The organism is Burkholderia sp. Ax-1719 (assembly GCF_011753055.1).
GTDB lineage: Bacteria > Pseudomonadota > Gammaproteobacteria > Burkholderiales > Burkholderiaceae > Paraburkholderia.
Window position 1 is genome coordinate 88,709 of the sequence record NZ_VWWJ01000022.1, and the last position, 22,464, is coordinate 111,172.

Annotated in this window: 13 protein-coding genes; 12 read left to right on the plus strand and 1 reads right to left on the minus strand. The window is 63.7% G+C overall.

What is annotated here, in order from left to right; translation table 11 throughout:
- Nucleotides 1-105 precede the first annotated feature (105 nt).
- Together F3J17_RS28340 and F3J17_RS28345 are read left to right on the plus strand one after the other, a co-directional pair.
- A complete protein-coding gene (locus F3J17_RS28340; protein WP_167067085.1) occupies nucleotides 106-1,704 on the plus strand; it encodes a S53 family peptidase in 1,599 nt (532 codons plus the stop codon).
- Between the two features lie 159 nt (nucleotides 1,705-1,863).
- Entirely contained in the window at nucleotides 1,864-3,531 is a 1,668-nt protein-coding gene (locus tag F3J17_RS28345) for a peptidase S1 (RefSeq protein ID WP_167067088.1), read from the plus strand.
- A gap of 21 nt (nucleotides 3,532-3,552) precedes the next feature.
- Here the strand turns inward: F3J17_RS28345 and F3J17_RS28350 are convergent, their stop codons facing one another.
- On the minus strand, nucleotides 3,553-4,077 hold the full coding sequence (locus F3J17_RS28350; protein ID WP_167067091.1) for a nucleoside 2-deoxyribosyltransferase: 525 nt from the start codon (nucleotides 4,075-4,077) through the stop codon (nucleotides 3,553-3,555).
- A gap of 282 nt (nucleotides 4,078-4,359) precedes the next feature.
- Between F3J17_RS28350 and F3J17_RS28355 the strand changes: the two genes are divergently transcribed.
- From F3J17_RS28355 to recD, 10 genes are all read left to right on the plus strand, one after another.
- Nucleotides 4,360-5,685, plus strand: coding sequence for an MFS transporter (locus tag F3J17_RS28355; protein ID WP_167067094.1), 1,326 nt, complete (start codon nucleotides 4,360-4,362; stop codon nucleotides 5,683-5,685).
- Nucleotides 5,686-5,869: 184 nt separating this feature from the next.
- The gene (locus tag F3J17_RS28360; RefSeq protein WP_167067097.1) at nucleotides 5,870-6,733 is read left to right on the plus strand and encodes a transporter substrate-binding domain-containing protein; all 864 of its coding nucleotides are present in this window, start codon (nucleotides 5,870-5,872) and stop codon (nucleotides 6,731-6,733) included.
- Nucleotides 6,734-6,867: 134 nt separating this feature from the next.
- Entirely contained in the window at nucleotides 6,868-8,109 is a 1,242-nt protein-coding gene (locus F3J17_RS28365; protein WP_167067100.1) for an FAD-dependent oxidoreductase, read from the plus strand.
- Nucleotides 8,110-8,281: 172 nt separating this feature from the next.
- On the plus strand, nucleotides 8,282-9,544 hold the full coding sequence (locus tag F3J17_RS28370; RefSeq protein ID WP_167067103.1) for an autotransporter strand-loop-strand O-heptosyltransferase: 1,263 nt from the start codon (nucleotides 8,282-8,284) through the stop codon (nucleotides 9,542-9,544).
- A 107-nt stretch (nucleotides 9,545-9,651) separates the two neighbouring features.
- Nucleotides 9,652-10,533, plus strand: coding sequence for a sn-glycerol-3-phosphate ABC transporter permease UgpA (ugpA, locus tag F3J17_RS28375; RefSeq protein WP_167067106.1), 882 nt, complete (start codon nucleotides 9,652-9,654; stop codon nucleotides 10,531-10,533).
- Nucleotides 10,533-11,378 (plus strand): sn-glycerol-3-phosphate ABC transporter permease UgpE, encoded by an 846-nt coding sequence (gene ugpE, locus F3J17_RS28380; protein ID WP_167067109.1) that lies wholly within the window; start codon nucleotides 10,533-10,535, stop codon nucleotides 11,376-11,378. Before ugpA ends, ugpE begins: the two co-directional genes overlap by 1 nt.
- Nucleotides 11,379-11,408: 30 nt before the next feature.
- Nucleotides 11,409-12,512, plus strand: a complete 1,104-nt coding sequence (locus F3J17_RS28385) for a sn-glycerol-3-phosphate import ATP-binding protein UgpC (protein ID WP_167067112.1) — start codon at nucleotides 11,409-11,411, stop codon at nucleotides 12,510-12,512.
- Nucleotides 12,513-12,741: 229 nt separating this feature from the next.
- Complete coding sequence (gene recC, locus F3J17_RS28390) at nucleotides 12,742-16,344, plus strand: exodeoxyribonuclease V subunit gamma (RefSeq protein WP_240161187.1); 3,603 nt, start codon at nucleotides 12,742-12,744, stop codon at nucleotides 16,342-16,344.
- Complete coding sequence (gene recB, locus F3J17_RS28395; protein ID WP_167067115.1) at nucleotides 16,341-20,177, plus strand: exodeoxyribonuclease V subunit beta; 3,837 nt, start codon at nucleotides 16,341-16,343, stop codon at nucleotides 20,175-20,177. The genes recC and recB overlap by 4 nt, the downstream gene beginning before the upstream one ends.
- 170 nt (nucleotides 20,178-20,347) lie before the next feature.
- Nucleotides 20,348-22,411 (plus strand): exodeoxyribonuclease V subunit alpha, encoded by a 2,064-nt coding sequence (gene recD, locus F3J17_RS28400; protein ID WP_205194999.1) that lies wholly within the window; start codon nucleotides 20,348-20,350, stop codon nucleotides 22,409-22,411.
- Nucleotides 22,412-22,464 lie beyond the last annotated feature (53 nt).

Sequence of the window (22,464 nt, forward strand, 5' to 3'; positions counted from 1 at the left end):
CAGGCGTCGCCGGGACGCGCACGACCCGCGCGGCGCGTGGAACCTGCACAATCCGGCACATGCCTCGCTCGCGAGGGGGCGTGTGCCCATCAAGGAGAAGCGGCCATGACCAGGCATCCCGTGGCAGGCAGTGACCATCCCGTACCGGCCGGCGCTCAATGCGTCGGCGCGTGCGACCCCACCGAACATTTCAACGTCGTGCTGATCCTGCGCCGCCAGGACGAAGCGGGCTTTCGCGCGCTGGTGGACGGCATCACGGCGGGCGCGAAGGGCGCACAACCGGTTTCACGCGCCGACTACGAGCAGCGCTTCGGCGCGTCGGCCGCCGATGTGAAGCGCGCCGAGGACTTCGCCAGGGCGCACGGTCTCACGGTCGTGAAGGCCGATACCGGAGCGCGGCGCATCGTGCTCTCGGGCACGGTGCAGCAGTACAACGACGCATTCGGCGTCGATCTGCAGCGCTTCGAGCATCAAAGCGGCAAGCTCAAACAGCACTATCGGCAACCCGTCGGCCCGGTGCATCTGCCCGACGATATGCACGACATCGTCACGGCGGTCGTGGGTCTCGACAGCCGTGCGAAGGTGCAGCCGCATTTCCGCATCGAATCCACCTCGACCGGCGATAGTCCGATCCATGCGCCGATCCGCGCGGCGCGCGCGGTGAACAATTCCTTTACGCCCTTGCAACTGGCCGAGCTTTACGGCTTCCCCGATGGCGACGGCAAGGGCCAGTGCATCGCGCTCATCGAAATGGGCGGCGGCTACGCGCAAAGCGATCTGAAGGCCTATTTCAGCGCACTGGGCGTGACGCCGCCCAACGTGCAGGACGTCTCGGTCGATCAGACTAAGAACGCGCCCACTGGCGACCCCAACGGCCCGGACGGCGAGGTCACGCTGGACGTGGAGATCGCCGGCGCGCTCGCGCCCGCCGCGCTGATCGCCGTCTATTTCGCGCCGAATAGCGAGGCCGGTTTCGTCGATGCCGTGAGCGCCGCGTTGCACGATAGCCAGCGCAAGCCCACGGTCATCTCGATCAGCTGGGGCGCGCCGGAATCGTCGTGGTCGCAGCAGTCGCTGGGCGCGCTCAACGACGCGCTACAGACTGCCGTGGCGCTGGGCGTGACGGTGTGCGCGGCGTCGGGCGACAGCGGTTCCTCGGACGGCGTGAGCGATGGCGCGGATCATGTCGATTTCCCGGCATCGAGCCCCTATGCGCTGGGCTGCGGCGGCACGCATGTGACGGCGGCGAACGGGCGCATTTCGCGCGAAACGGTCTGGAGCACCGGCGACGATGGCGCGACCGGCGGCGGTGTCAGCATGACCTTCGCGCTGCCCACGTGGCAAAAGGGCCTGCGGCTCGTGCGGGCGAGCGGCGGGGCCGGCGCGCTGGTGCGTCGCGGCGTGCCCGACGTGGCTGGCGATGCCGATCCGGCCACTGGCTATGCGGTGCACATCGGCGGCGCGGATACGGTGGTGGGTGGTACCAGCGCCGTCGCGCCGCTGTGGGCCGCGCTGATCGCGCGCATCAACGCGAACGCCGGCAAGGCGGCCGGCTTCGTCAATGCGAAGCTCTATGCGCAAGCCGATGCCTTCAACGACGTCACGAGCGGCAGCAACGGCGACTACGCCGCCGCGCCGGGCTGGGATGCCTGCACGGGGCTGGGTACGCCCGTGGGTACGAAGGTGGCCGCCGCGCTCGCATAGCGCGTCCATCGGCGCGTTCGGTATAGCATCACCGTGGGCGCGCGCACGCGATGTCAAGACAATGCGGCGCAGCGCCCGGCAGTGCTGGCTTCCTGTTTCCGATGGTATCCGAGGCGCTTCGGAGGTTTCCGAAGCGAAACATGCGAGCAAGGAGACGACATGAACGACGAGGCGCATTCCACGAAAGGAAACGGCCATACGCCGGGACCGGCCGGCGGCAACGGCAAGCACCGCAGCCCGGCCGACCAGCCGTGCTTCGATCCCACCGCCTACGGCAACGGCCCCGACGACTTCGTCACCGACATGACCGAAAACGCGGCGATCACGCATCACGCAATCCAGATCGGCAGCGAAGTGATCGCTTATACCGCGACCGCGGGCCATCTCGTCACCGTGGACCCGAGCAGTTCGCAACCCAACGCCAAAATTTTCTACGTGGCATTCACCAAAGACGGCGTGCAGGCGCAGGATCGGCCCGTGACCTTCTTTTATAACGGTGGGCCTGGATCATCGTCGGTGTTCGTGCTGCTGGGCTCGTTCGCGCCCAAGCGCATCAAGACGTCGATGCCGGGCTTCACGCCGCCCGCGCCCTATACGCTCGAAGACAACCCGGACAGCCTGCTCGACCGCAGCGACCTTATTTTCATCAATCCAGTGGGAACGGGCTATTCGGCGGCGGTGGCGCCGCATCACAACCGCGACTTCTGGGGCGTGGATCAGGACGCGGATTCGCTCAAGCAATTCATCAAGCGTTATCTGAGCGCGAACGATCGCTGGAATTCGCCGAAGTTTCTTTATGGCGAATCGTATGGCACGGCGCGTAGTTGCGTGCTTGCGTATCGCCTGCATGAGGACGGCGTGGATCTCAACGGCATCACGCTGCAATCGTCGATTCTCGATTACACGCAAAGCGGCAACCCGATGGGCGCGCTGCCCACGGCGGCAGCCGATGCGTGGTATCACCAGCGTCTGGGTGTGAAGCCCGCGCCCAGGGATCTGGGTACGTTCGCGGCGCAGGTCGCGCAATTCGCGCGTACCGATTATCGGCTCGCGCTGCAGAAATTCCCCGATCCGAACAACAAGGCGCTGCCCGCCACGCTCAAGACGCTTTCGCAATACACGGGTATCGATACGCAAACGCTCGAATCGTGGAATCTGGATATCGCTGCCTACGATAGCCGCGGCAACTCGCTCTTTCTCACCTCGCTGCTCAAGGATAAGGGCATGGCGCTCGGCTCGTACGACGGTCGCGTAACGGCCATCGACACGGGTATCGCCGGCAATATCGATCCGAACTCAGGCGGCAACGATCCGACCATGACGGCGGTGAGCGGCGTTTATACGGCGATGTGGAACAGCTATCTGAACGAGCAGTTGAAGTTTCGCACCAACTCGTCGTTCACGGATCTCAACGATCAGGCCTTCAAGAACTGGGATTTCGGTCATATCGATCCAACGGGCGCGCAAAAAGGCCTGGATGCGCAGGGCAATATCATTCTCTACACGGCGGGCGATCTTGCTGCTGTGATGGCGCTCAATCCCGATCTGCGCGTGCTATCCGCGAATGGCTATTACGATTTCGTCACGCCGTTCTATCAGACCGTGATCGACCTGCAGCAGATGCCGCTGCTCGACCAGAAAGTGCGCAATAACCTGAGCGCGCGTTTCTATCCTTCAGGGCATATGGTCTATCTGGATGGCGCGTCGCGTACCGCGCTCAAGGCCGATCTGACGAAGCTTTATCAGAGCGCGGTGACGGATCGCCCGGCGATCGCCCGCATTCGCGCGTTGCAGCGTATGAGCACCATGAGCTCGATGCACCATTAATTGGAATAGGGCGGCGCGGCGCTAGTCGAGGCGACCGCGCGCCATCGCCTCCAGACACGCGCGCGCATCGCCCTGCACGATGCGCGCCGCGCAGGCGATCATCAGATTCTTTGGCAGATCGAAATCTTCCACCAGATAACCTCGCTCGCATACGCGTCCTTGCGGGCCCGGCTGCGAGGGCACGCGTTCGATCAGTGCGCCCTGATCGGTTGTGTAAGCCCAGATTTCCTTGCCGAGTGCAGCGGCGAAACCGATCTCGAAGGCCGTGCCCGAGTCCGGCTCGCCAGGCCCGCGGAAGTCAACGACATTGGCCATGACGATATCGGCGCTGCGAATGGCGTCGATATTGGCGCGATAGATCCACGCGGCCTGTCGCGGGCCGTCCAGATCGGCGGGCACCTGGGCATCGAGCGGATACAGGCCTTCGAAGCCGAATTCGGCGCAGGCGGCGACCAGACGCGCGCCATGTTCGACTGCATCGAGGCGAAACACGTCGAAGCCCGCGAGATAGACGCGCGGACGGCGCGGCGAAGTGGCAAGAGTCATCACGTGTGTTCCTCCAGACGAGTGTTTCGATACAAAGCGTGGATACCGTGAAATCCGAAAGCCGATTCTAGCGTGCGGCCACCGGGCTATGCAGATTGGGCGAAATTGCGACATTCTTACGAATGGTTGACAGCGCGGAAGCCGCGCCGCTACGATCATGCCGTTTGCATGCGGGCCGCGTGACCGGTAACATCCGCGCTTGCAGCGAAGCATCAGCGCACGTAGAACACGGAAAAATAGCGGCACCCACGCTGCGATTTTCCGGCAAACCATGTGGAGACCATGAATACAATCGCCAGCGGCCTGTCGAGCGCCGCACAACAGCAACTCGAATCCCGGGCCTATGCCAAGGCCACGTTGCGCCTGTTGCCCTTTCTTTTTCTTTGCTACGTCGCGGCCTATCTGGACCGCGTGAATGTGGGCTTCGCCAAGCTGCAAATGCTGAGCGATCTGCAATTCAGTGAGACCGTTTATGGCCTTGGCGCGGGCATTTTCTTCATCGGATATTTTTTCTTCGAAGTCCCGAGCAATCTGTTGATGCACAAGGTGGGTGCGCGCGTATGGATCGCACGCATCATGCTGACATGGGCCGTGATTTCGGCGGCCTCGTTGTTCGTCACCACGCCCACGCAGTTCTATATCGTGCGTTTTTTGCTGGGCGTGGCGGAAGCGGGCTTCTTTCCCGGCATCGTGCTGTATCTGACTTACTGGTTTCCCGCCGCGCGACGCAGCCGCATGAACGCCCTGTTCATGATCGGCATTCCGGTTGCGGGCGTGCTGGGCGGCCCGCTTTCTGGCTGGATTCTCGCGGCTTTCGACGGGCGCGATGGCCTGGCAAGCTGGCAATGGCTGTTTCTCATCGAGGCAGTGCCGTCGTTCGTGCTCGGCATCGTCACGCTGTTCTATCTGCCCAACAGCATTCGCGCGGCGAAGTGGCTGAGCAATGAAGAGCGCGCCGTGCTCGAAAAGAATATCGAACTCGATCAGGCGGGCAAGGGCCATGCGTCGGTGGCATCGGTATTCGGCAATGGCCGCGTGTGGCTGATGGCTGGCATCTACTTCTGCTGCATGATGGGGCTTTACGGTATCAGCTTTTATCTGCCGACGCTCATTAAGGCCAGCGGCGTGAAGAATGCGCTCGACGTGGGTCTGCTGACCGCCATTCCCTATGCCTGCGCCGTGTTCAGCATGTTGTTCGTGGCGAAGAGCGCCGACCGCCGCGGCGAGCGCCGCTGGCACTTTGCGATTGCATCGTTCGCTTCGGCGCTTGGACTGTATTTCAGTACGGTGTTTGCCAGCAACGTGCCGCTCGCGATGCTCGCGCTTTCCGTAGGCGCGGCGGGCATGCTCGCGACCATGCCGGTGTTCTGGGCCTGGCCGAGCGCGATTCTCGCGGGGGGATCGGCTGCGGCGGCAATCGGCATGATCAACTCGATCGGCAATCTCGCGGGATTCGTCAGCCCGTCGATCATCGGCTGGATGAAGGACGTTACGCATAGCACCAACGCCGGCATGTATTGCGTGGCGGCCGCGATGGCGCTGGGTGCTGTGCTCGCGCTGCTGCAGCCGAAGGCCATCGTCAACGGGCAAGCGAAGCGCAGCGCCTGATACGACGACACGATGATATAAAAGCAGCGGATGCGTCCGCTGCTTTTTTTTGTCCGGAATATTCGCGGATTGGTACGATTGGCACAGCACGCTAACATCGAACTCACAACGTTGAAATGGAACAGCGAGCATGAGGGAGCGAGACTGGAAACATGGGGCGTGGATCCTGGCTTCAGGGTTATGCATGTTGCTGGGCGTTGTGAATCCGGCACGCGCGCAGATCGCGCAACCCACGCTGGAGAAGATCCAGTCGGCCAATCGTATTGCCGTGGGGTATCGCGAAGCGTCCCTGCCATTTTCTTACCGTGATGCGAATGGCAAGGTGATTGGTTTTTCGCAGGATATCTGCAATCGCATCATCGCAGCGGTGAAAGTCAGGACGCAGCGGCCGAATCTCGAAGTGCGCTTTATTCCCGTGACGTCGCAGAACCGTATTCCGCTCGTGCAGAACGGCACCGTCGACCTCGAATGCGGCGTGACTACCCATCTGCGCGCGCGTCAAAGCCAGGTGACATTTTCGAATACCTTCTTCGTCGCGGGCACGCGCCTGCTCACACGCAAGGATTCGGGCATCCACGATTTCGGCGATCTCGTGGGAAAGAGCGTGCTCACCAATCAAGGCACGAATTCCGAGCGCATTCTGCGAACCATGAATCTGCACAAGCAGATGGATATGCGCGTGATCAGCGCGCGAGACTATGTCGAAGGGCGCGAGGTACTCGAATCTGGCCGCGTCGTCGCTTACATGATGGACGATGTGCTGCTCGCCGGTGTGCGTTCGTTGACGACGCATCCATCCGATTGGACCATTGTCGGCACGCCGCAATCCTGGGAGGCCTATGCATTCATGATGCGCAACGGTGACCCGGCCTTCCGGCAACTGGTGAACGATACGATGAGCGCGCTCATGAAGAGCGGCGAAATGGAGGCGCTGTATCGCAAGTGGTTCGAGCAGCCGGTTCCGCCGCATGGTGTGACGATTGATTTCCCGATGACCGGGCAGTTGCGCGCCCTGTATTCCGCGCCTGATGACCAGGCACTCGACTAATGACCGCTTCACGAAACCTATGCCGGCATATGCGGGCTTTTTTGGGGCTGGCTGCGCAGTCGTGAGATGATCTCGGTCCTGAACGAAGCGCGCCCGCGGGTGGCAGCGCAGCAATTGAACGACTGGGAGCGGACATGCAGGAACAGGGCAGCACGGTAGTGATCGTCGGGGCAGGGCACGCAGGCGGCAACTCAGCGGCCATGCTGCGCCAGTATGGTTTCGAAGGGCGCGTCGTACTGGTGGGCGAAGAGCCGGTGCCGCCTTACCATCGGCCGCCGCTGAGCAAGGCCTATCTCAAGGGCGAATCGGACGTCGAGCGTCTGTGGCTCAAGCCGCGCCAGTTCTACGAGGACCAGCGCATCGAGCTGAAGCTTGGCGTGGCGGCGCAGTCGCTCGACCGCGCCAGCCACACGCTCACGCTCGCCGACGGCACCGCGTTGCAGTACGACAAGCTGATTCTCGCGACCGGCTCCACGCCCCGCGCGCTGAGCGTGCCGGGCCACGATCTGGCCGGCGTGGTGGCGCTGCGCTCGCTGGCGGACGCCGACGTCCTGCGCGAACGCGTCAAGCCCGGCGAGAAGCTCGTGGTGATCGGCGCGGGTTATATCGGCCTGGAAGCCGCAGCGGCCGCGCGCCAGCTCGGCCACGACGTGACGGTGCTCGAAGCCGCGCCGCGCGTGCTGGGCCGCGTGACCGGCGAAGCGGTCTCGTCCTTCTATGAAAACGAACATCGCGCGCAAGGCGTCGATCTGCGCCTGAACGCGAAGATCGAGGCGCTGGTGGGCGAGAACGGCAAGCTCACCGGCGTGCAACTGGCGGGCGGCGAGATCGTGCCCGCCACGCTGGCGCTGATCGGCATCGGCATTGCGCCGAACGTGGCGCTGGCCGAGGCCGCTGGCATCTTCTGCGTCAACGGCGTGCAGGTGGACGACGACGCGCGCACGTCGGACGCGGACGTGTTCGCGATTGGCGACTGCGCAAGCCGTCCGCTCTCGCATTACGGCCGTACGGGCCGCCTGGAAAGCGTGCATAACGCGGTCGAGCAGGCAAAGCTGGCGGCATCGGCGATTGTCGGCAAGCCGCGTCCTGCGTGCGACGCGCCCTGGTTCTGGTCCGATCAGTACGATCTGAAGCTGCAGACCGTGGGCCTGCACGAAGGCTACGACGAGACGGTAGTGCGCGGCGATCCGGCGGCGCGCCGCTTCGCCGTCTATTATCTGAAGAACGGTGCACTGCTGGCGGTCGACGCCGTGGCCTCGATGCCCGACTTCCTGTGCGGCAAGAAACTCGTGGGCTCGGGCAAGACCCTCGACGTGGCCGCCTTGCGCGATCCGGCCACGGATATCGGCAAGTTCGCGGCGGCTACGCTGGCCTGACGCCAGCAAAGACAGGGCACGATCAGACTTTTCGCATGAAAGCTTGATCTGCATGCCGGGGCGCCCGGACAGGGCTGCACTATCATCGCGCACGCGGCGCGCCGGTGGCTTTCTCCCGGCGCGGCCGCTATCCGTCGGCGTGTTTGCGCCGCCTGCACGCGAGATCCGCACGATGAATACGCCCGGTCAGCCTGAATCCGCCCAGTCGCCCACTGAATTACCGAAAGTTTCCGATCGGCAACGCGGGCGCGCCACCGCCAGTTTTGCGCGCGCCGGCATGCCATCCACGCCGCTGCTGGCCGGCCCCGAGGGCATCCGCTTCGACTTCAACTACGGCTGCCGCGTGCAGGTGCCGGTAGCGGGCTGGCGCGTGCGTATGCACGATCTCGATACCCATAATCTCGTTTTCGATGCCACGCTTGCACAAGGCGAGGTCGCGGCCAGCCGTCGCAAATACTTCGTGCGCTTTCTGCTGGAGGTGTTCGACGGCGAACGCCGGGTGTTCTCGCATGCGTTCGATGCGCAAGGGCGGCGCGTCTGGATGACGCTCGGCTCCGGTGCGTTGGGCGACGCTATCGCCTGGGTGCCCGCCATCGAGGCGTTCCGTCAGCGGCACGGCGGCGAAGTGACCGTCGAGATGAAGCCCTGGCTGCATCCGCTCTTTACCGAAGGCTATCCGGCGCTGCGTTTCGTATCGGAATCGCCGCAGCAGGAGCCGCAGGCGGAGCATGACGATCCGATCTACGCGACCTACCGCGTCGGCTTTTACTCCCCCTATAGCGATCGCGATCATCAGCCGACCGATCCGCGCATCAGCAGCCTCCAGGATTCTGCTTCCTACATGCTCGGCGTACCCGCGGTGGAGCGGCGCACCAATATCGTGGTCGCCGACCGCGCGCGCATCGTGCCCGAGCGTTATGTCTGCATCGCGGCGCAGGCGTCGGCGCAATGCAAATACTGGAACAACCCGGATGGCTGGCGCATGCTCGTTGCGCATCTGAAGTCGCGCGGCTACCGCGAGCTGTGCATCGACCGGGACCGTGAATACGGCCTGCCGGGCGCGCTGAACACGATGCCCGAAGGCGCGGAAGACTTTACCGGCGAGCGGCCCTTGCAGGAGCGCGCCAGCCTCTTGATGCACGCGGACTTTTTCGTCGGGCTGGGCAGTGGGCTGTCATGGCTCGCATGGGCCGTGGGCGTGCCGGTGGTGATGATCAGCGGCTTTTCGCACCCGGGCGCGGAGTTTCGCACGCCGTGGCGCATCATTAATTTCCACGCCTGCAATAGCTGCTACAACGATCTCGCCTTCGAGTTCGGCGGCGATTTCAGCTGGTGCCCGCGCCACGCGAACGATGCGCTGCGCTATCAATGCACCACGGCGATCACGCCGGGCCACGTGATCCGCGTGGTGGACGATCTGATCGCCTCTCAGTAGACGCTTCGTTCATACGGCCTGCGCCGACTCTCGGCTAGAATGCTTGCGCGGCGAAAGCGCCGGCATTCGAGACGAAATTCGAAGTGAAATTCGAGGAGATCGACGCGATGGAACCACGCTCCCGTTTCGGCGCGAGCCTGTTGCCTTATCTGCTGATCGGACCCCAGCTAGCGGTCACCGCTATTTTCTTTCTCTGGCCTGCGGGCGTTGCGCTGCTGCAGTCCACTCAAGCCCAGGACGCCTTCGGCACATCGTCCGAGTTCGTCGGCTTTGCGAATTTCACGCGGCTCTTTCAGGACCCGCTGTATCTGGGCTCCGTCAAGACCACGCTGGTGTTTACCGTGCTTGTGACCGTGTGCGGACTGGCGCTGTCGCTCATGCTCGCGGGCATGGCGCATCACGTCACGCGCGGCAAGCGTTTCTATCAGACCTTCCTGATCTGGCCATATGCGGTTGCGCCGGTGATCGCTGCCGTACTCTGGGGTTTCCTTTTCAATCCGAGTATCGGTCTGGTGACCTACGCGCTCGCGCGCGTGCATGTGATCTGGAATCACGCGCTCAATCCGGGCCAGGCGATGACGCTGGTCGTGATTGCATCGGTGTGGCAGCAGATCAGCTACAACTTTCTGTTCTTTTACGCAGGCTTGCAGGCCATTCCGCAATCGCTGTTCGAAGCCGCGGCCATCGACGGCGCGGGGCCGGTGCGGCGTTTCTTCGGCATTGCCTTTCCCCTGCTGTCGCCCACCAGTTTCTTTCTGCTGGTGGTGAACGTGGTCTACGCGCTCTTCGATACCTTTCCGGTGATCGACGCGGCAACGGGCGGCGGACCCGGCCAGTCGACGCGCACGCTGGTCTACAAGATCTTCGACGAAGGCTTTCGTGGCCTCGATATCGGCAGTTCCGGCGCGCAATCGGTCGTGTTGATGCTGCTCGTGATCGGTCTGACGATCTTCCAGTTCCGCTTTATCGAAAGGCGGGTGCAATACTGATGGTCGAAAATCGCCGCTTCTTCAATCTTTTCTGTCACGCGATGCTGCTGCTTGGTGTCGCCGTCGTGGCGTTTCCCGTCTACGTGGCGTTCTGCGCGGCCACCATGAACGAGCAGCAGGTGTTTAGCGTGCCGCTTTCGCTGGTGCCCGGCACCCATTTTCTCGAAAACGTGGCGACGGTCTGGAAAACCGGCACTGGCAGTGCGGCTAGTCCGTTCGGCAGGATGCTGCTCAATAGCGTGATTACGGCGCTGATCATTTCGGTGGGCAAGATTGTGATTTCGATTTTGTCCGCCTATGCGATCGTATTCTTTTGCTTTCCATTTCGACGACTGTCGTTCTGGCTGATTTTCGTGACGCTGATGTTGCCGGTGGAAGTGCGCATCTTCCCCACGGTGCAGGTGGCGGCCACGCTGCATCTGACCAACACCTACGCAGGTCTCACGTTGCCGTTGATTGCTTCCGCCACGGCTACGTTCCTGTTTCGCCAGTTCTTTCTCACGCTGCCAAATGAATTGATCGAGGCCGCGCGCATCGATGGTGCGGGCGCGTTGCGTTTCTTCTGGGACGTGGTGCTGCCATTGTCGAAAACGAATATCGCGTCGCTATTCGTCATCACCTTTATTTACGGCTGGAATCAGTATCTGTGGCCAATTTTGATGTCGAGCACGGCGTCGATGACGACATCGGTGGTGGGCATCAAAAGCATGATCGCAAGCGGCGATGCCGCGACGCAGTGGCAACTCGTCATGTGCGCGACGATGATCGCCATGTTGCCGCCCCTCGTGGTGGTGCTGGCGATGCAGCGCTGGTTCGTGCGGGGACTGGTCGATGTCGAAAAATAAGCGGAAAACAGGCGTAAAACGGGAGAAGGCATGGCGGCGTTGAGCATGCGGGGCGTGACGAAGTCCTACGATGGGACGCAGCAGGTATTGCACGGAATCGATGTCGATGTGGCCGACGGTGAATTCATGGTGCTGGTCGGGCCGTCCGGCTGCGGAAAATCGACGCTGCTGCGCATGGTGGCGGGGCTCGAAAGCGTGACTGGTGGCGAGATCGCCATCGGCGGCAAGGTGGTCAACCGCATGGAGCCCAAGGATCGCGATATCGCCATGGTGTTCCAGAATTACGCGCTTTATCCGCATATGACGGTCGCGCGCAATATGGGTTATAGCCTCACATTGCAGGGGCTGGACAAGCGCGAGATCGAGGCGCGCGTGGCCGCGGCGGCGGGCATTCTGGAACTGGGCGCGCTGCTCGGACGCAAGCCGCGCGAACTCTCGGGCGGCCAGCGTCAACGCGTGGCGATGGGGCGCGCCATCGTGCGCGAGCCTTCGGTGTTTCTCTTTGACGAACCGCTGTCGAATCTCGATGCGAAACTGCGCGTGCAAATGCGCCTTGAAATCCAGCGTTTGCACGCACGACTGCGTACGACGAGCCTTTATGTCACGCACGACCAGATTGAAGCGATGACGCTCGCGCAGCGCGTGATGGTGCTCAATGGCGGGCGCGCGGAGCAGGTCGGCACGCCAGGCGAGGTCTACGACCGGCCCGCGTCGATGTTCGTGGCGAGCTTTATCGGCTCGCCCGCCATGAACCTGCTGCACGGGCGCGTGAGCGCGGATGGGCAGCGCTTCGAAACGGCGGGCGTGGGGCCGCATCTGCCGCTGCCGATCGGCGCACTGGCGAGCGGATTGCGCGCGCATCTGGAACCGGGACGCGAATGCGTGCTGGGCGTGCGTCCCGAGCATATGTACGACGGCGATTCCGCACCCGGCTCTGCAGTCGTTACGCTTGAAGTCGAAACCTGCGAACTGCTGGGCGCGGATAACCTTGCGCATGGCCGCTGGGGCAGCAACGAAGTGATCGTGCGCCTGCCACACGAAACGCGGCCCGCGCGCGGCGAGCGCATTGCGGTGCGACTGCCCGCGGCGCGCCTGCATTTCTTCGATTCCGCCAGGGGTATGCGTCTCGCCTAGGCCGACGATGTCGTAACATGTTGCCTTGGGCCGGCGCAGCGTCGGCCCACGCCGTGTTTCGCTTCGGAAAGCGGGCGCGGCGCGTTGAGTTTCTTATCGGCAACACACTCGGCAACAGTCCGGAAACTACCCGGCAACAGACACGACCAGGCGACATGGCCGCATCCCTCACGCTTCGATTTCGCCCACGCGGCGCGCATAGTCCATTCTCCGCGAACGGGAGCTGCAGTTGAGCGCGCGCGAACTGCCCACTGGGCTGATGCTCGTTCATGGCAACGAGCCGGAGCGCCTGCGCGATCTGATCGTGAACTGGATCAGCCAGCATCCGATCGCGCCGCTCGAAAAGGAAATGCTGCTGGTGCAGAGTAACGGCATCGCGCAGTGGCTCAAGCTCGCCTTCGCGGCCGACCCGGAGGACGGCGGCTGTGGGATCGCGGCGGCGCTGGAAATGTCGCTGCCTTCGCGTTTCCTCTGGGCCGTCTATCGCGCCGTGCTGGGCGAGGAGGCGGTGCCGGCGGTCTCGCCGTTCGACAAATCACGCCTTGTCTGGCGTCTCATGCGCATGCTGCCCGCGCTGCTCGACGAGCCGGGCTACGAGCCGCTCAAGCGCTTCATGGCGCACGACGAGGAGCAGCGCAAGTGCTTCCAGCTTGCGCAGCGCGTGGCCGACCTGTTCGACCAGTACCAGGTTTATCGCGCCGACTGGCTGGCCGCGTGGGCCGACCACGAGGACGTGGTGATCGACGCGCGCAACAACCGTATTCCGCTCGCCGACGACGCGCGCTGGCAGGCCGCCCTCTGGCGCGCCTTGCTGGCCGACGTGAGCGAACGCGATACCGGGGGTCACGCCCTCGCGCAGACCGGCCGCTCCACTGTGCACGACCTCTTCATGCAGCGCGCGCAGAGCTGGCAGGAAGGCGACGCGCGCCCGCGCGGGCTGCCGCGCCGCCTAGTGGTGTTCGGCATTTCGAGCCTGCCGCGCCAGTCGCTCGAAGTGCTGGCAGCGCTCGCACGCTGGAGCCAGGTGCTCCTCTGCGTGCATAACCCCTGCATGCACTACTGGGCCGATATCGTCGCCGATCAGGATCTGCTGCGCGCGCGCCATGCTCGCCAGCGCCGCCGCGCGGGTGCGCCTGCCGTACTCGACGATTCGCAATTGCATCTGCATGCGCAACCGCTGCTGGCGGCCTGGGGCAAGCAGGGCCGCGACTTTATCGGTTTGCTCGACGAATACGACAGCGACGAAGCGCGCGAGACGTACACGCCGCATTTCACGCGCATCGGCCAGCGTATCGATCTGTTCGACGGCGGCGAGGCGCATACGCTGCTCCAGCAGTTGCAGGACGATATCCGCGATCTGCGGCCCTTGCCCGAGACGCGCGAGCACTGGCCGCCCGTCGATCCGCAGGTGGACGATTCGATCCGCTTTCACGTCGCGCATAGCGCGCAGCGCGAAGTGGAGATTCTCTACGATCGCCTGCTTGCCGCGTTCGCTGAGGATCCGGCATTGCGACCGCGCGATGTGATCGTGATGGTGCCCGATATCGAGGTCTATACGCCGCATATCCAGGCCGTATTCGGCCTCGTGGATGGCGACGATCCGCGCTACATTCCGTTCAGCATCGCGGATCGCGCGCAGCGTGCGTTCGATCCGCTGATCGGCGCTCTGGAAATGCTGCTGTCGCTGCCGCATGCGCGCGTGACGGTTAGCGATGTGCTCGATCTGCTCGAAGTGCCGGCCGTGCGCTCGCGCTTTGGCATCGACGCCGAAGACGTGCCGACGCTGCGCAACTGGATCGACGGCGCGAATATTCGCTGGGGCCTGCATGCGCAGCAGCGCGCGAGTCTCGGGCTGCCGCCGGGCGATGAAGATAGCGCGCCCAATAGCTGGATGTTCGGGCTGCGTCGCATGTTGCTGGGTTACGCGGCGGGCGACCGCGCGGGCGCGTGGCGCGGCATCGAACCGTACGCGGAAATCGGCGGTCTGGATGCCGCGCTGCTCGGGCCGCTCACGCGCCTGATCGATGCGCTCGACGACGCCTGGCGCACGCTCAGCGAACCGGCCACCGTTGAAGACTGGTGCGTGCGTCTGCGCGCGCTGAAAACCACGTTCTTCGCCGCCGACGAGGGCGAGGACGCCTACACGCTGGAGCGCCTCGACACGGCCTTGCAGACGTGGCGCGAGGCCTGCGACGAGGCGGCGCTCACGCAGACGCTGCCGCTTGCGATCGTAGCGGAGAACTGGCTGGGCCAGCTCGACGGCGGCGGCCTCGCACAGCGCTTTTTTGCGGGCGCGGTGACGTTCGCGACCTTGATGCCGATGCGGGCGATTCCATTTCGCATCGTTTGCCTGCTGGGCATGAACGACGGCGATTATCCGCGCAGCCGCACGCCGCTCGACTTCGACCTGATGCGCCGCGATTATCGTCCTGGCGACCGTTCGCGCCGCGAGGACGACCGTTATCTGTTTCTCGAAGCGATGCTGTCCGCGCGCGATCATCTGCATATTTCGTGGGTGGGGCGCAGCGTGACCGACAACACGCCGAGGCCGCCTTCGGTGCTGGTTGGGCAGTTGCGCGACCATCTGAAGGCGGGTTGGCGGCTCGAAGACGACGTGGCGGATAAATCGCACAAACTCGTCGACGCATTGACGATCGAGCATCGGCTGCAGCCGTTCAGCGCCGAATACTTTCCGGCCGATCCGCAGGACGCAGCGCTCTACACGTTTGCGCACGAGTGGAGCCGTCCTGCGCCGCTTGCCAATGCAACGCAGGCCGACGCGGTACTGCCAGCGCCGGAGCGCGACGAACCGCTTTCGATCCGCGAACTGGGCGAATTCCTGCGCGACCCCGTGCGCAGCTTTTTCCGGCAGCGCTTGCGCGTGGGCCTGGAAATGCAGGACGAAGCGAGCGAGAACCACGAGCCGTTCGAGGTTGACGCCTTGCAGGCGTGGCAGTTGCAGGACGAACTGATTCGCGCGCAGTTGCGGGCGATGGAGCGCGGTGAAGACGACCTCGATGCCGTGGCGCGCGAGCGCCTCGAACGCATGCATCGCAGCGGCGACCTGGCGGCGGGCGGCTTTGGCGAAGTGATCGGCGAAGAACTGCTCAAGCCGATGGAGGAACTGTTCGGCGAATATCGCAAGGCGCTCGCGCGCTGGCCGACGCCGCTATCGCATCAATACGAAATTCGTCTCGATCTGCCGGATGCGGGGCGTGACGGCCGCGCGCTCGACCTGCTTGACTGGATCGACGACGTGCGTGAAGGCGAGGGCGGCGCGCTCGGGCGCGTGATTCTCGACGCCGGTACCCTCATCAAGGACAACAAGTATCGCGGCGACCGTCTGGTGGCCTATTGGGTGGCGCACGTCGCCGCGCAACTGGCGGCGGGCGAAGTGACGACGATGATCGTCAGCAAGGTGGGCGTGGCGGAATTCGCGCCCGTGTCGCCCGATGTTGCGCGCGCGTGGCTGCTGGCATTGATGGCGGCGTGGGATGAAGGTTCGCGTCGGCCTCTGCCGCTGGCGGTCAAGACCGCCTTCGCGTGGCTGCGCAAGCTGCCCGTGGATTTTGCCGCGGATACCTCGGCAATTCCCGCCGAGGCGTGGGACGCGGCGCGCACGGCTTTTGAAGGCGCAGTGCGCCTGCCAGGTGAGCGCGACACGAATCCTTATCTGCGCAGGGCGTTCCCGGATTTTGACGCGCTCATTGCCAATGACGAATTCGTTGCGTTAGCAACTTCGTTGCTGATGCCGATACAGCGTGCGCCGCTGTCGTCGTCGAAGAGTAAGCGCACGGCCAATGCTGCCGATACGGTTGGAGAAAACGCATGACCCCGGCAGACGACATGATCGCCGATGTGCTGGAGCCGCTGCGCTTTCCGCTTTATGGCAGCCGCCTGATCGAAGCGAGCGCGGGCACTGGCAAGACCTTTACGATCGCCATGCTCTACGTGCGGCTCGTGCTTGGCCATCACGGCGCTAGCGAGCCGCACGACGGCTATGACGAGGATGGCGAAGCGGCAGTCGAGCAGGGCGGCATGCGCCCGCTCACGCCGCCTGAAATTCTCGTCGTGACCTTTACGGACGCCGCGACCAAAGAACTGCGCGAGCGCATTCGCGCACGTTTGATCGAAGCTGCCGATTATTTCCGCGCGCTGCCCGACGAAGTGCCGTTTCGCGCGCCGGGCGTGGATCTTCTGCATGATCTACGCGAAGCCTACGCGCCCGAACAATGGTCTGGTTGCGCGCGACGCCTGCAACTGGCGGCCGAGTGGATGGACGAGGCTGCGGTGTCGACCATTCACGGCTGGTGCAATCGCATGCTCAGTGAGCATGCATTCGATAGCGACAGTCTCTTCTCGCAGACGCTGGAAACCGACCAGACCGAACTGCGCGCCGAAGTCGTGCGCGATTACTGGCGCACGTTCATGGCGCCGCTCGACGCACAGGGCGCGGGCGAAGTGCGCGCGTGGTTCGCGAGTCCCGATGCGCTGCACAAGGCGATCAAGGCCCTTCTCCCGTACGCCGAACAACTGCCCGACGCCGGCGCGCCCGCCGCGACTTTACTCGAAGCGCGCACGCAGGCGCATGAAGAACTCGAAGCGCTGAAAGCGCCGTGGCGCGAGGGTATCGATGAAGCGCAAGGCTTGATCGAGGCGGCGCGTGAAAAGAAGCTGTTTGACGCCAAAAAACTGAATACGCGCAATTGCGAAAACTGGTTCACAAAGCTGCGCGAATGGGCCAACGATCCGCAAAGCGCGCATCCCGGCTTTAAGGACGACGCTGCGGTGTGGACGCGTCTGACACCGGATGGTCTCGCGGAAATATGGAAGGAAGGCAAGCCGCCTTCGCACCCGTGTTTTACGGCGATGGAAACCTTGCTGGATTCGCTGGGCGCGAAGCCCGAAGCAAAGCTGCCTGTTCTGTGTCACGCGGCGCGCTGGGTCGCGCGGCGTTTCGAGGAAGAAGAGGCTCGCCGCTCGCAGATGGGCTTCGACGATCTGCTTACGCGCTTACTCGCCGCGCTGAAAAAGCCGAACGGTACGCGCCTAGCCGAGATCATACGCAAGCAGTATCCGGTCGCCTTGATCGACGAGTTCCAGGACACGGACCCGGTGCAGTATCAGATATTCGATTCGGTCTATGCGATCGAGTCGAACAACATTGAGACGGCAATCGTCTTGATCGGCGATCCGAAGCAGGCGATCTATGCGTTTCGCGGCGCGGATATCTACACCTATCTGCGCGCGCGTCGCGCCTGCGAGGGGCGGCTCTACACGCTCAAGAAGAATTTCCGCTCGACGCGCGCGATGGTCGATGCGGTCAATCGCTGTTTCGAGGCGGCGGAAATACGCCCTGAAGGCAGCGGCGCATTCCTGTTTCGCGGCGGACAAGGCGAGGCAAACGCGTTGCCGTTCGTTGCCGCCGACGCGAATGGCCGTCCCGATGAGCTTGTCGCAAACGGCAAGCCACTGGCGGCGCTGAACGTGTGGTGGCTGCCGGGCGCGGACGACGGCAAGGCCATGAGCAAAAGCGCGTATTTTGCGAGCATGGCGGCAAGCTGCGCGACGGAGATGGTGCGTCTGCTCAATCTGGGCCAGATGGGCGCGGCCGGCTTCGAAGGCGAAAATGGCATGAAGCCGTTGCGGCCCGCGCATATGGCGGTGCTCGTCAACAACCGTGACGAAGCGCGGGCGATTCGCGAAGCGCTGGCCGTGCGTGGCGTACGCAGCGTATATCTCTCGGATCGCGATTCGGTGTATCGCACGCCTCAGGCGGAAGAGTTGCGTTACTGGCTGGGGGCATGCGCCGAGCCAGACGATGGCCGGCTCGTGCGCAGCGCCCTTGCGACGGCGTCGCTGGGGTTGAGCTGGAGCGAACTGGACGCGCTCGGCCGCGATGAAATTGCCTGGGAAGCGCGCGTGCTGCAATTCCGCGGCTATCGCGAAGTCTGGCGCAAGAAGGGCGTGCTGCCGATGCTGCGCCGCTTGCTCAACGATTTTCACGTGTCGCAGCGCTTGCTGGGCGAACACGCGGCGGCGGGTCTGAACGGCGAGCGTGCGCTGACGAATCTGCTACATCTGGCCGAATTGCTGCAACAGGCGAGCACACAGCTTGACGGCGAGCATGCATTGATCCGCTATCTCGATGAGCAGCGCGAGGACGAAAGCGCGGGCGGCGGAGGCGATGCGCGTCAGTTGCGTCTGGAAAGCGATGCGGGACTTGTGCAGGTAGTGACGATCCACAAATCGAAGGGCCTGGAATATCCGCTGGTTTTCCTGCCGTTTGCATGTGCGCATCGGGCAGTGAAGGCCGACGACGTACCGTTCAAATGGCACGATCAGGATGGCGAACTAAAGGTTACGCTGGAACCCGAGCCTGCCGTATTGACACAGGCCGATCGTGAGCGTCTGGGCGAAGACCTGCGCAAACTCTATGTGGCGCTGACGCGCGCATGCTACGCGACATGGATTGGCTATGCGCCAGTGCAGAACGTGGAAGGGAGCGCGTTCGGCTATCTGGTGGGTGGCGGCGCGGCGTTGCCGGCTGAACAGACCGACACGTTGCTCGAAGCGCTGCGCGGGCCGTGCCACGATATTGCTATGGCGACGGCGCCTGTGGCCGGCAACGAAGTCTTTGCGACGCAAGGTCCGAGCGCAGCTCGCGGAAAGGCTCGCTCTTTTCCACGTCGCACACGCACGCCGTGGTGGATCGCGAGCTATTCGAGCCTCAAGACGGTGGAGGGTGCGCACGACGCGTATGCGACAAAGCTCGAAGACGAGGAGCGCGCCGCGCCCGACACGCGCGGCGAAGACGTATTCCTCGAACTGCTGGGCGCAAGTGCGCCACAAGACGACGAGTTCGACGCCAACGCACTCGCGCCCGCGGGTGCGCCGATGCATGGTTTCGAGCGCGGCGCCGACGCAGGCAGTTTTCTGCACGAATTGATGGAGTGGGTGGCGAACGAAGGCTTCGCGGAGATCGCTGACGAATCCGCACATGTGCGTTTGCGCGACATGATCGCGCGGCGCTGCAGCGTGCGCGGCTGGGACCGATGGATCGACACGCTGACACAGTGGATGCTGTCCTTCATTAACACACCGCTGAAACTGCCTGATTTCGAGGGCGAACCGGTCTCGCCGTTTTCGCTGGCGTCGCTCAAAAAATCGGCCTATATGGCGGAAATGGAATTCTGGGTGGCCGCGCATCGCGTGGATACGCTTGAACTCGATGCGCTTGTTACGTCGCTGACGCTCGACGGGGCCGATCGCCCGCTGCTGGATTCAGCCCGTCTGAACGGCATGCTCAAGGGTTTTATCGACCTTGTTTTCGAGCATGAGGGCCGCTATTACGTGGCCGACTATAAATCGAACTGGCTTGGCCCGGACGACGCTTCCTACACCGTGGAGAAAATGCGCTCGCAGATCCTGCATTCGCGTTACGAGCTGCAATATGCGCTCTATCTGTTCGCGCTGCATCGCTTGCTGAAGTCGCGCTTGCCCGACTATGACTACGACCGGCATATTGGTGGCGCGGTCTATATGTTCCTGCGAGGTGGGAATTCACCGAGTCAGGGAATGCACTGTGAACGGCCGCCTCGCGAGTTGATCGAAAGCCTAGATGCGCTGTTCTCGCATCACGGCACGCTGGAGGGCGCAGTATGACGAAGCGACGCACGACGACGACCGCGGGGCCGAAAGATAGCATCGGCGTGACGGGGGATCTGTTTGCGCAACTGGAAGCGCAAGACGAAGCTGTGGCGCTCGAACCAGTCCATGCGGTCGAAGCTCAAAAAACAGTTGTACGCGCAACGTCTCAGGAGTCGGCGGCACAGATGCTTGCCACCTTGGAGCGTTGGGTCGAACGGGGCTGGCTACGCGCGCTCGACGGTGCGTTTGCGCGTTTTCTGCTTGAGGAGACGCCACACGCGCCGCCGTTGCTCTTGCTTGCGGCGGCGCTGGCCAGCCATCAGTTAGGGCGCGGGCATGTGTGCCTCGATTTGCAGGCCACGCTGGAAGATCCGGCGTTTGCCTTGTCCTTGCCGCCCGACGGCCCGCAGGTGCTGACCGACGAGCCGCCTCAACCGCCAGCGGAAGTACTCGCGGGCGTGACGCTCGAAGACTGGTTCGCGGCGCTCGACTTTCCCGATCTGGTGAGCGCAGAGGAGGGCAACACGCCGCTGGTGCTGACCGGAACGCGCTGCTATCTGCGCCGTTACTGGCAATACGAACAGGACGTGCGTGCAGGCATCGAGGCGCGTCTGGCGCAGCGTGCGCGCATCGAGGCGGAGTTGCCCGCCGAAGCGGCGCGCGTGGCGCTCGATGCACTGTTTGCGCCGCGGGAAACCGCGAATCCCAATCCCGCTAACCAGACCAGGCGCGCGGACTGGCAAAAGCTCGCCTGTGCGCTCGCGGCACGCAGCGCCTTTAGCATCATCACGGGCGGACCTGGCACAGGTAAGACCACCACTGTGGTGAAGTTGTTGGCACTCCTGCAAACTTTGGCGCTTGGCGGCAAGGTGTCGGCGCGGCCTTTGCGAATCCGTCTTGCTGCTCCAACGGGGAAGGCGGCGGCGCGCCTGAACGAATCGATCGCGGGTGCGGTCGCGCGTTTGCCGTTCGATGCTCTTGCGCAAGGCGTGGACGCGCAGGCGTTGCGTAACGCGATTCCCACGGCTGTGACTACGCTCCATCGGGTGCTCGGCACGCGCCCTGGCAGCCGGCGTTTTCGTCATGATGCGGCCAATCCGCTGCCCGTCGATGTGCTGGTGATCGACGAAGCCTCGATGGTCGATCTGGAAATGATGGCGGCGGTGCTCGATGCCTTGCCGCCCACGGCGCGTCTGATCCTGCTTGGCGACAAGGACCAGTTGGCGTCGGTGGAGGCGGGCGCGGTGCTGGGCGAGCTTTGCGATCGCGCACGCGAAGGCCACTACACCGAGGCAACGCGCGCGTGGCTGGAGGCCGCGACGGGCGAGCGCATCGACGCCGCGATGCTCGACGCGCATGGCACGCCGCTCGATCAAGCCGTGGCGATGCTGCGCCAGAGCCATCGTTTCGCATCGGAAAGCGGCATCGGCGCACTTGCCGAACTGGTGAATACCGGTGACGCCACGGGCGTGGCGAAGATCTGGCGGCACGGCTACGCGGATCTCGCGCGCCTCATTTGCCCCGCGCACGACGACGCATCGCTGCGCGCGCTGATCGTCGACGGAAACGTGGGCGAAACGCACGAGGCACAGCGCCGCGGTTACCGCCACTATCTGGAAACGATGCGTAGCACGCGTCCCGAGCCCGGTGCAGCGCCCGAACAACTCGTCGAGTGGGCGGCGGATGTCCTCAAGGCGCATACGGAGTTTCAATTGCTCTGCGCCTTGCGGCGCGGCACGTGGGGCGTGGAAGGACTGAACAGGCGCGTGGCGCGGCTGCTGCAGGAAGAAGGCCTGATCGAGCCGCTGGGCGACTGGTATGCGGGGCGACCCGTGCTGGTCACGCATAACGACTACGAACTGGGCCTGATGAACGGCGATATCGGCATTGCGCTCGATTTGCCGGTTGAGGCTGGGATGCCGCCGGTGCTGCGTGTGGCGTTTCCTTCGGGAGACGGTACGGGCGGCGTGAAGTGGGTGTCGCCTAGCCGCTTGCAAGGTGTGGAGACCGTGTTTGCGCTAACGGTGCACAAATCGCAGGGCTCAGAATTCACACACGCGGCGCTCGTGCTGCCGGACACCTACAGCCCTATATTGACGCGCGAACTCGTTTATACGGGCATCACGCGCGCGCGGGCTTTCCTGACGCTGGCCGTGCCGGAAGGACGCTCGGTGCTCGACCGCGCGGTGGTCGCCAAGGTGCAACGTGCGAGCGGTTTGATGGCGGGTCTTGCCCGCGACGCACAGTGAACGGACCGCAGTTTCCGATCCGATATAGAGAAAACGCGTCGGGTGCCGGGTCG

Bases quoted from the DNA above. Each gene is read 5' to 3' on its own strand.
- F3J17_RS28340 (WP_167067085.1), top strand. From the start codon at position 106: ATGACCAGGCATCCCGTGGCAGGCAGTGACCATCCCGTACCGGCCGGC.
- F3J17_RS28360 (WP_167067097.1), top strand. From the start codon at position 5,870: ATGTTGCTGGGCGTTGTGAATCCGGCACGCGCGCAGATCGCGCAACCC.
- F3J17_RS28345 (WP_167067088.1), top strand. From the start codon at position 1,864: ATGAACGACGAGGCGCATTCCACGAAAGGAAACGGCCATACGCCGGGA.
- ugpA (WP_167067106.1), top strand. From the start codon at position 9,652: ATGGAACCACGCTCCCGTTTCGGCGCGAGCCTGTTGCCTTATCTGCTG.
- recD (WP_205194999.1), top strand. From the start codon at position 20,348: ATGCTTGCCACCTTGGAGCGTTGGGTCGAACGGGGCTGGCTACGCGCG.
- recB (WP_167067115.1), top strand. From the start codon at position 16,341: ATGACCCCGGCAGACGACATGATCGCCGATGTGCTGGAGCCGCTGCGC.
- F3J17_RS28355 (WP_167067094.1), top strand. From the start codon at position 4,360: ATGAATACAATCGCCAGCGGCCTGTCGAGCGCCGCACAACAGCAACTC.
- F3J17_RS28365 (WP_167067100.1), top strand. From the start codon at position 6,868: ATGCAGGAACAGGGCAGCACGGTAGTGATCGTCGGGGCAGGGCACGCA.
- F3J17_RS28370 (WP_167067103.1), top strand. From the start codon at position 8,282: ATGAATACGCCCGGTCAGCCTGAATCCGCCCAGTCGCCCACTGAATTA.
- F3J17_RS28350 (WP_167067091.1), bottom strand. From the start codon at position 4,077: ATGACTCTTGCCACTTCGCCGCGCCGTCCGCGCGTCTATCTCGCGGGC.
- ugpE (WP_167067109.1), top strand. From the start codon at position 10,533: ATGGTCGAAAATCGCCGCTTCTTCAATCTTTTCTGTCACGCGATGCTG.
- F3J17_RS28385 (WP_167067112.1), top strand. From the start codon at position 11,409: ATGGCGGCGTTGAGCATGCGGGGCGTGACGAAGTCCTACGATGGGACG.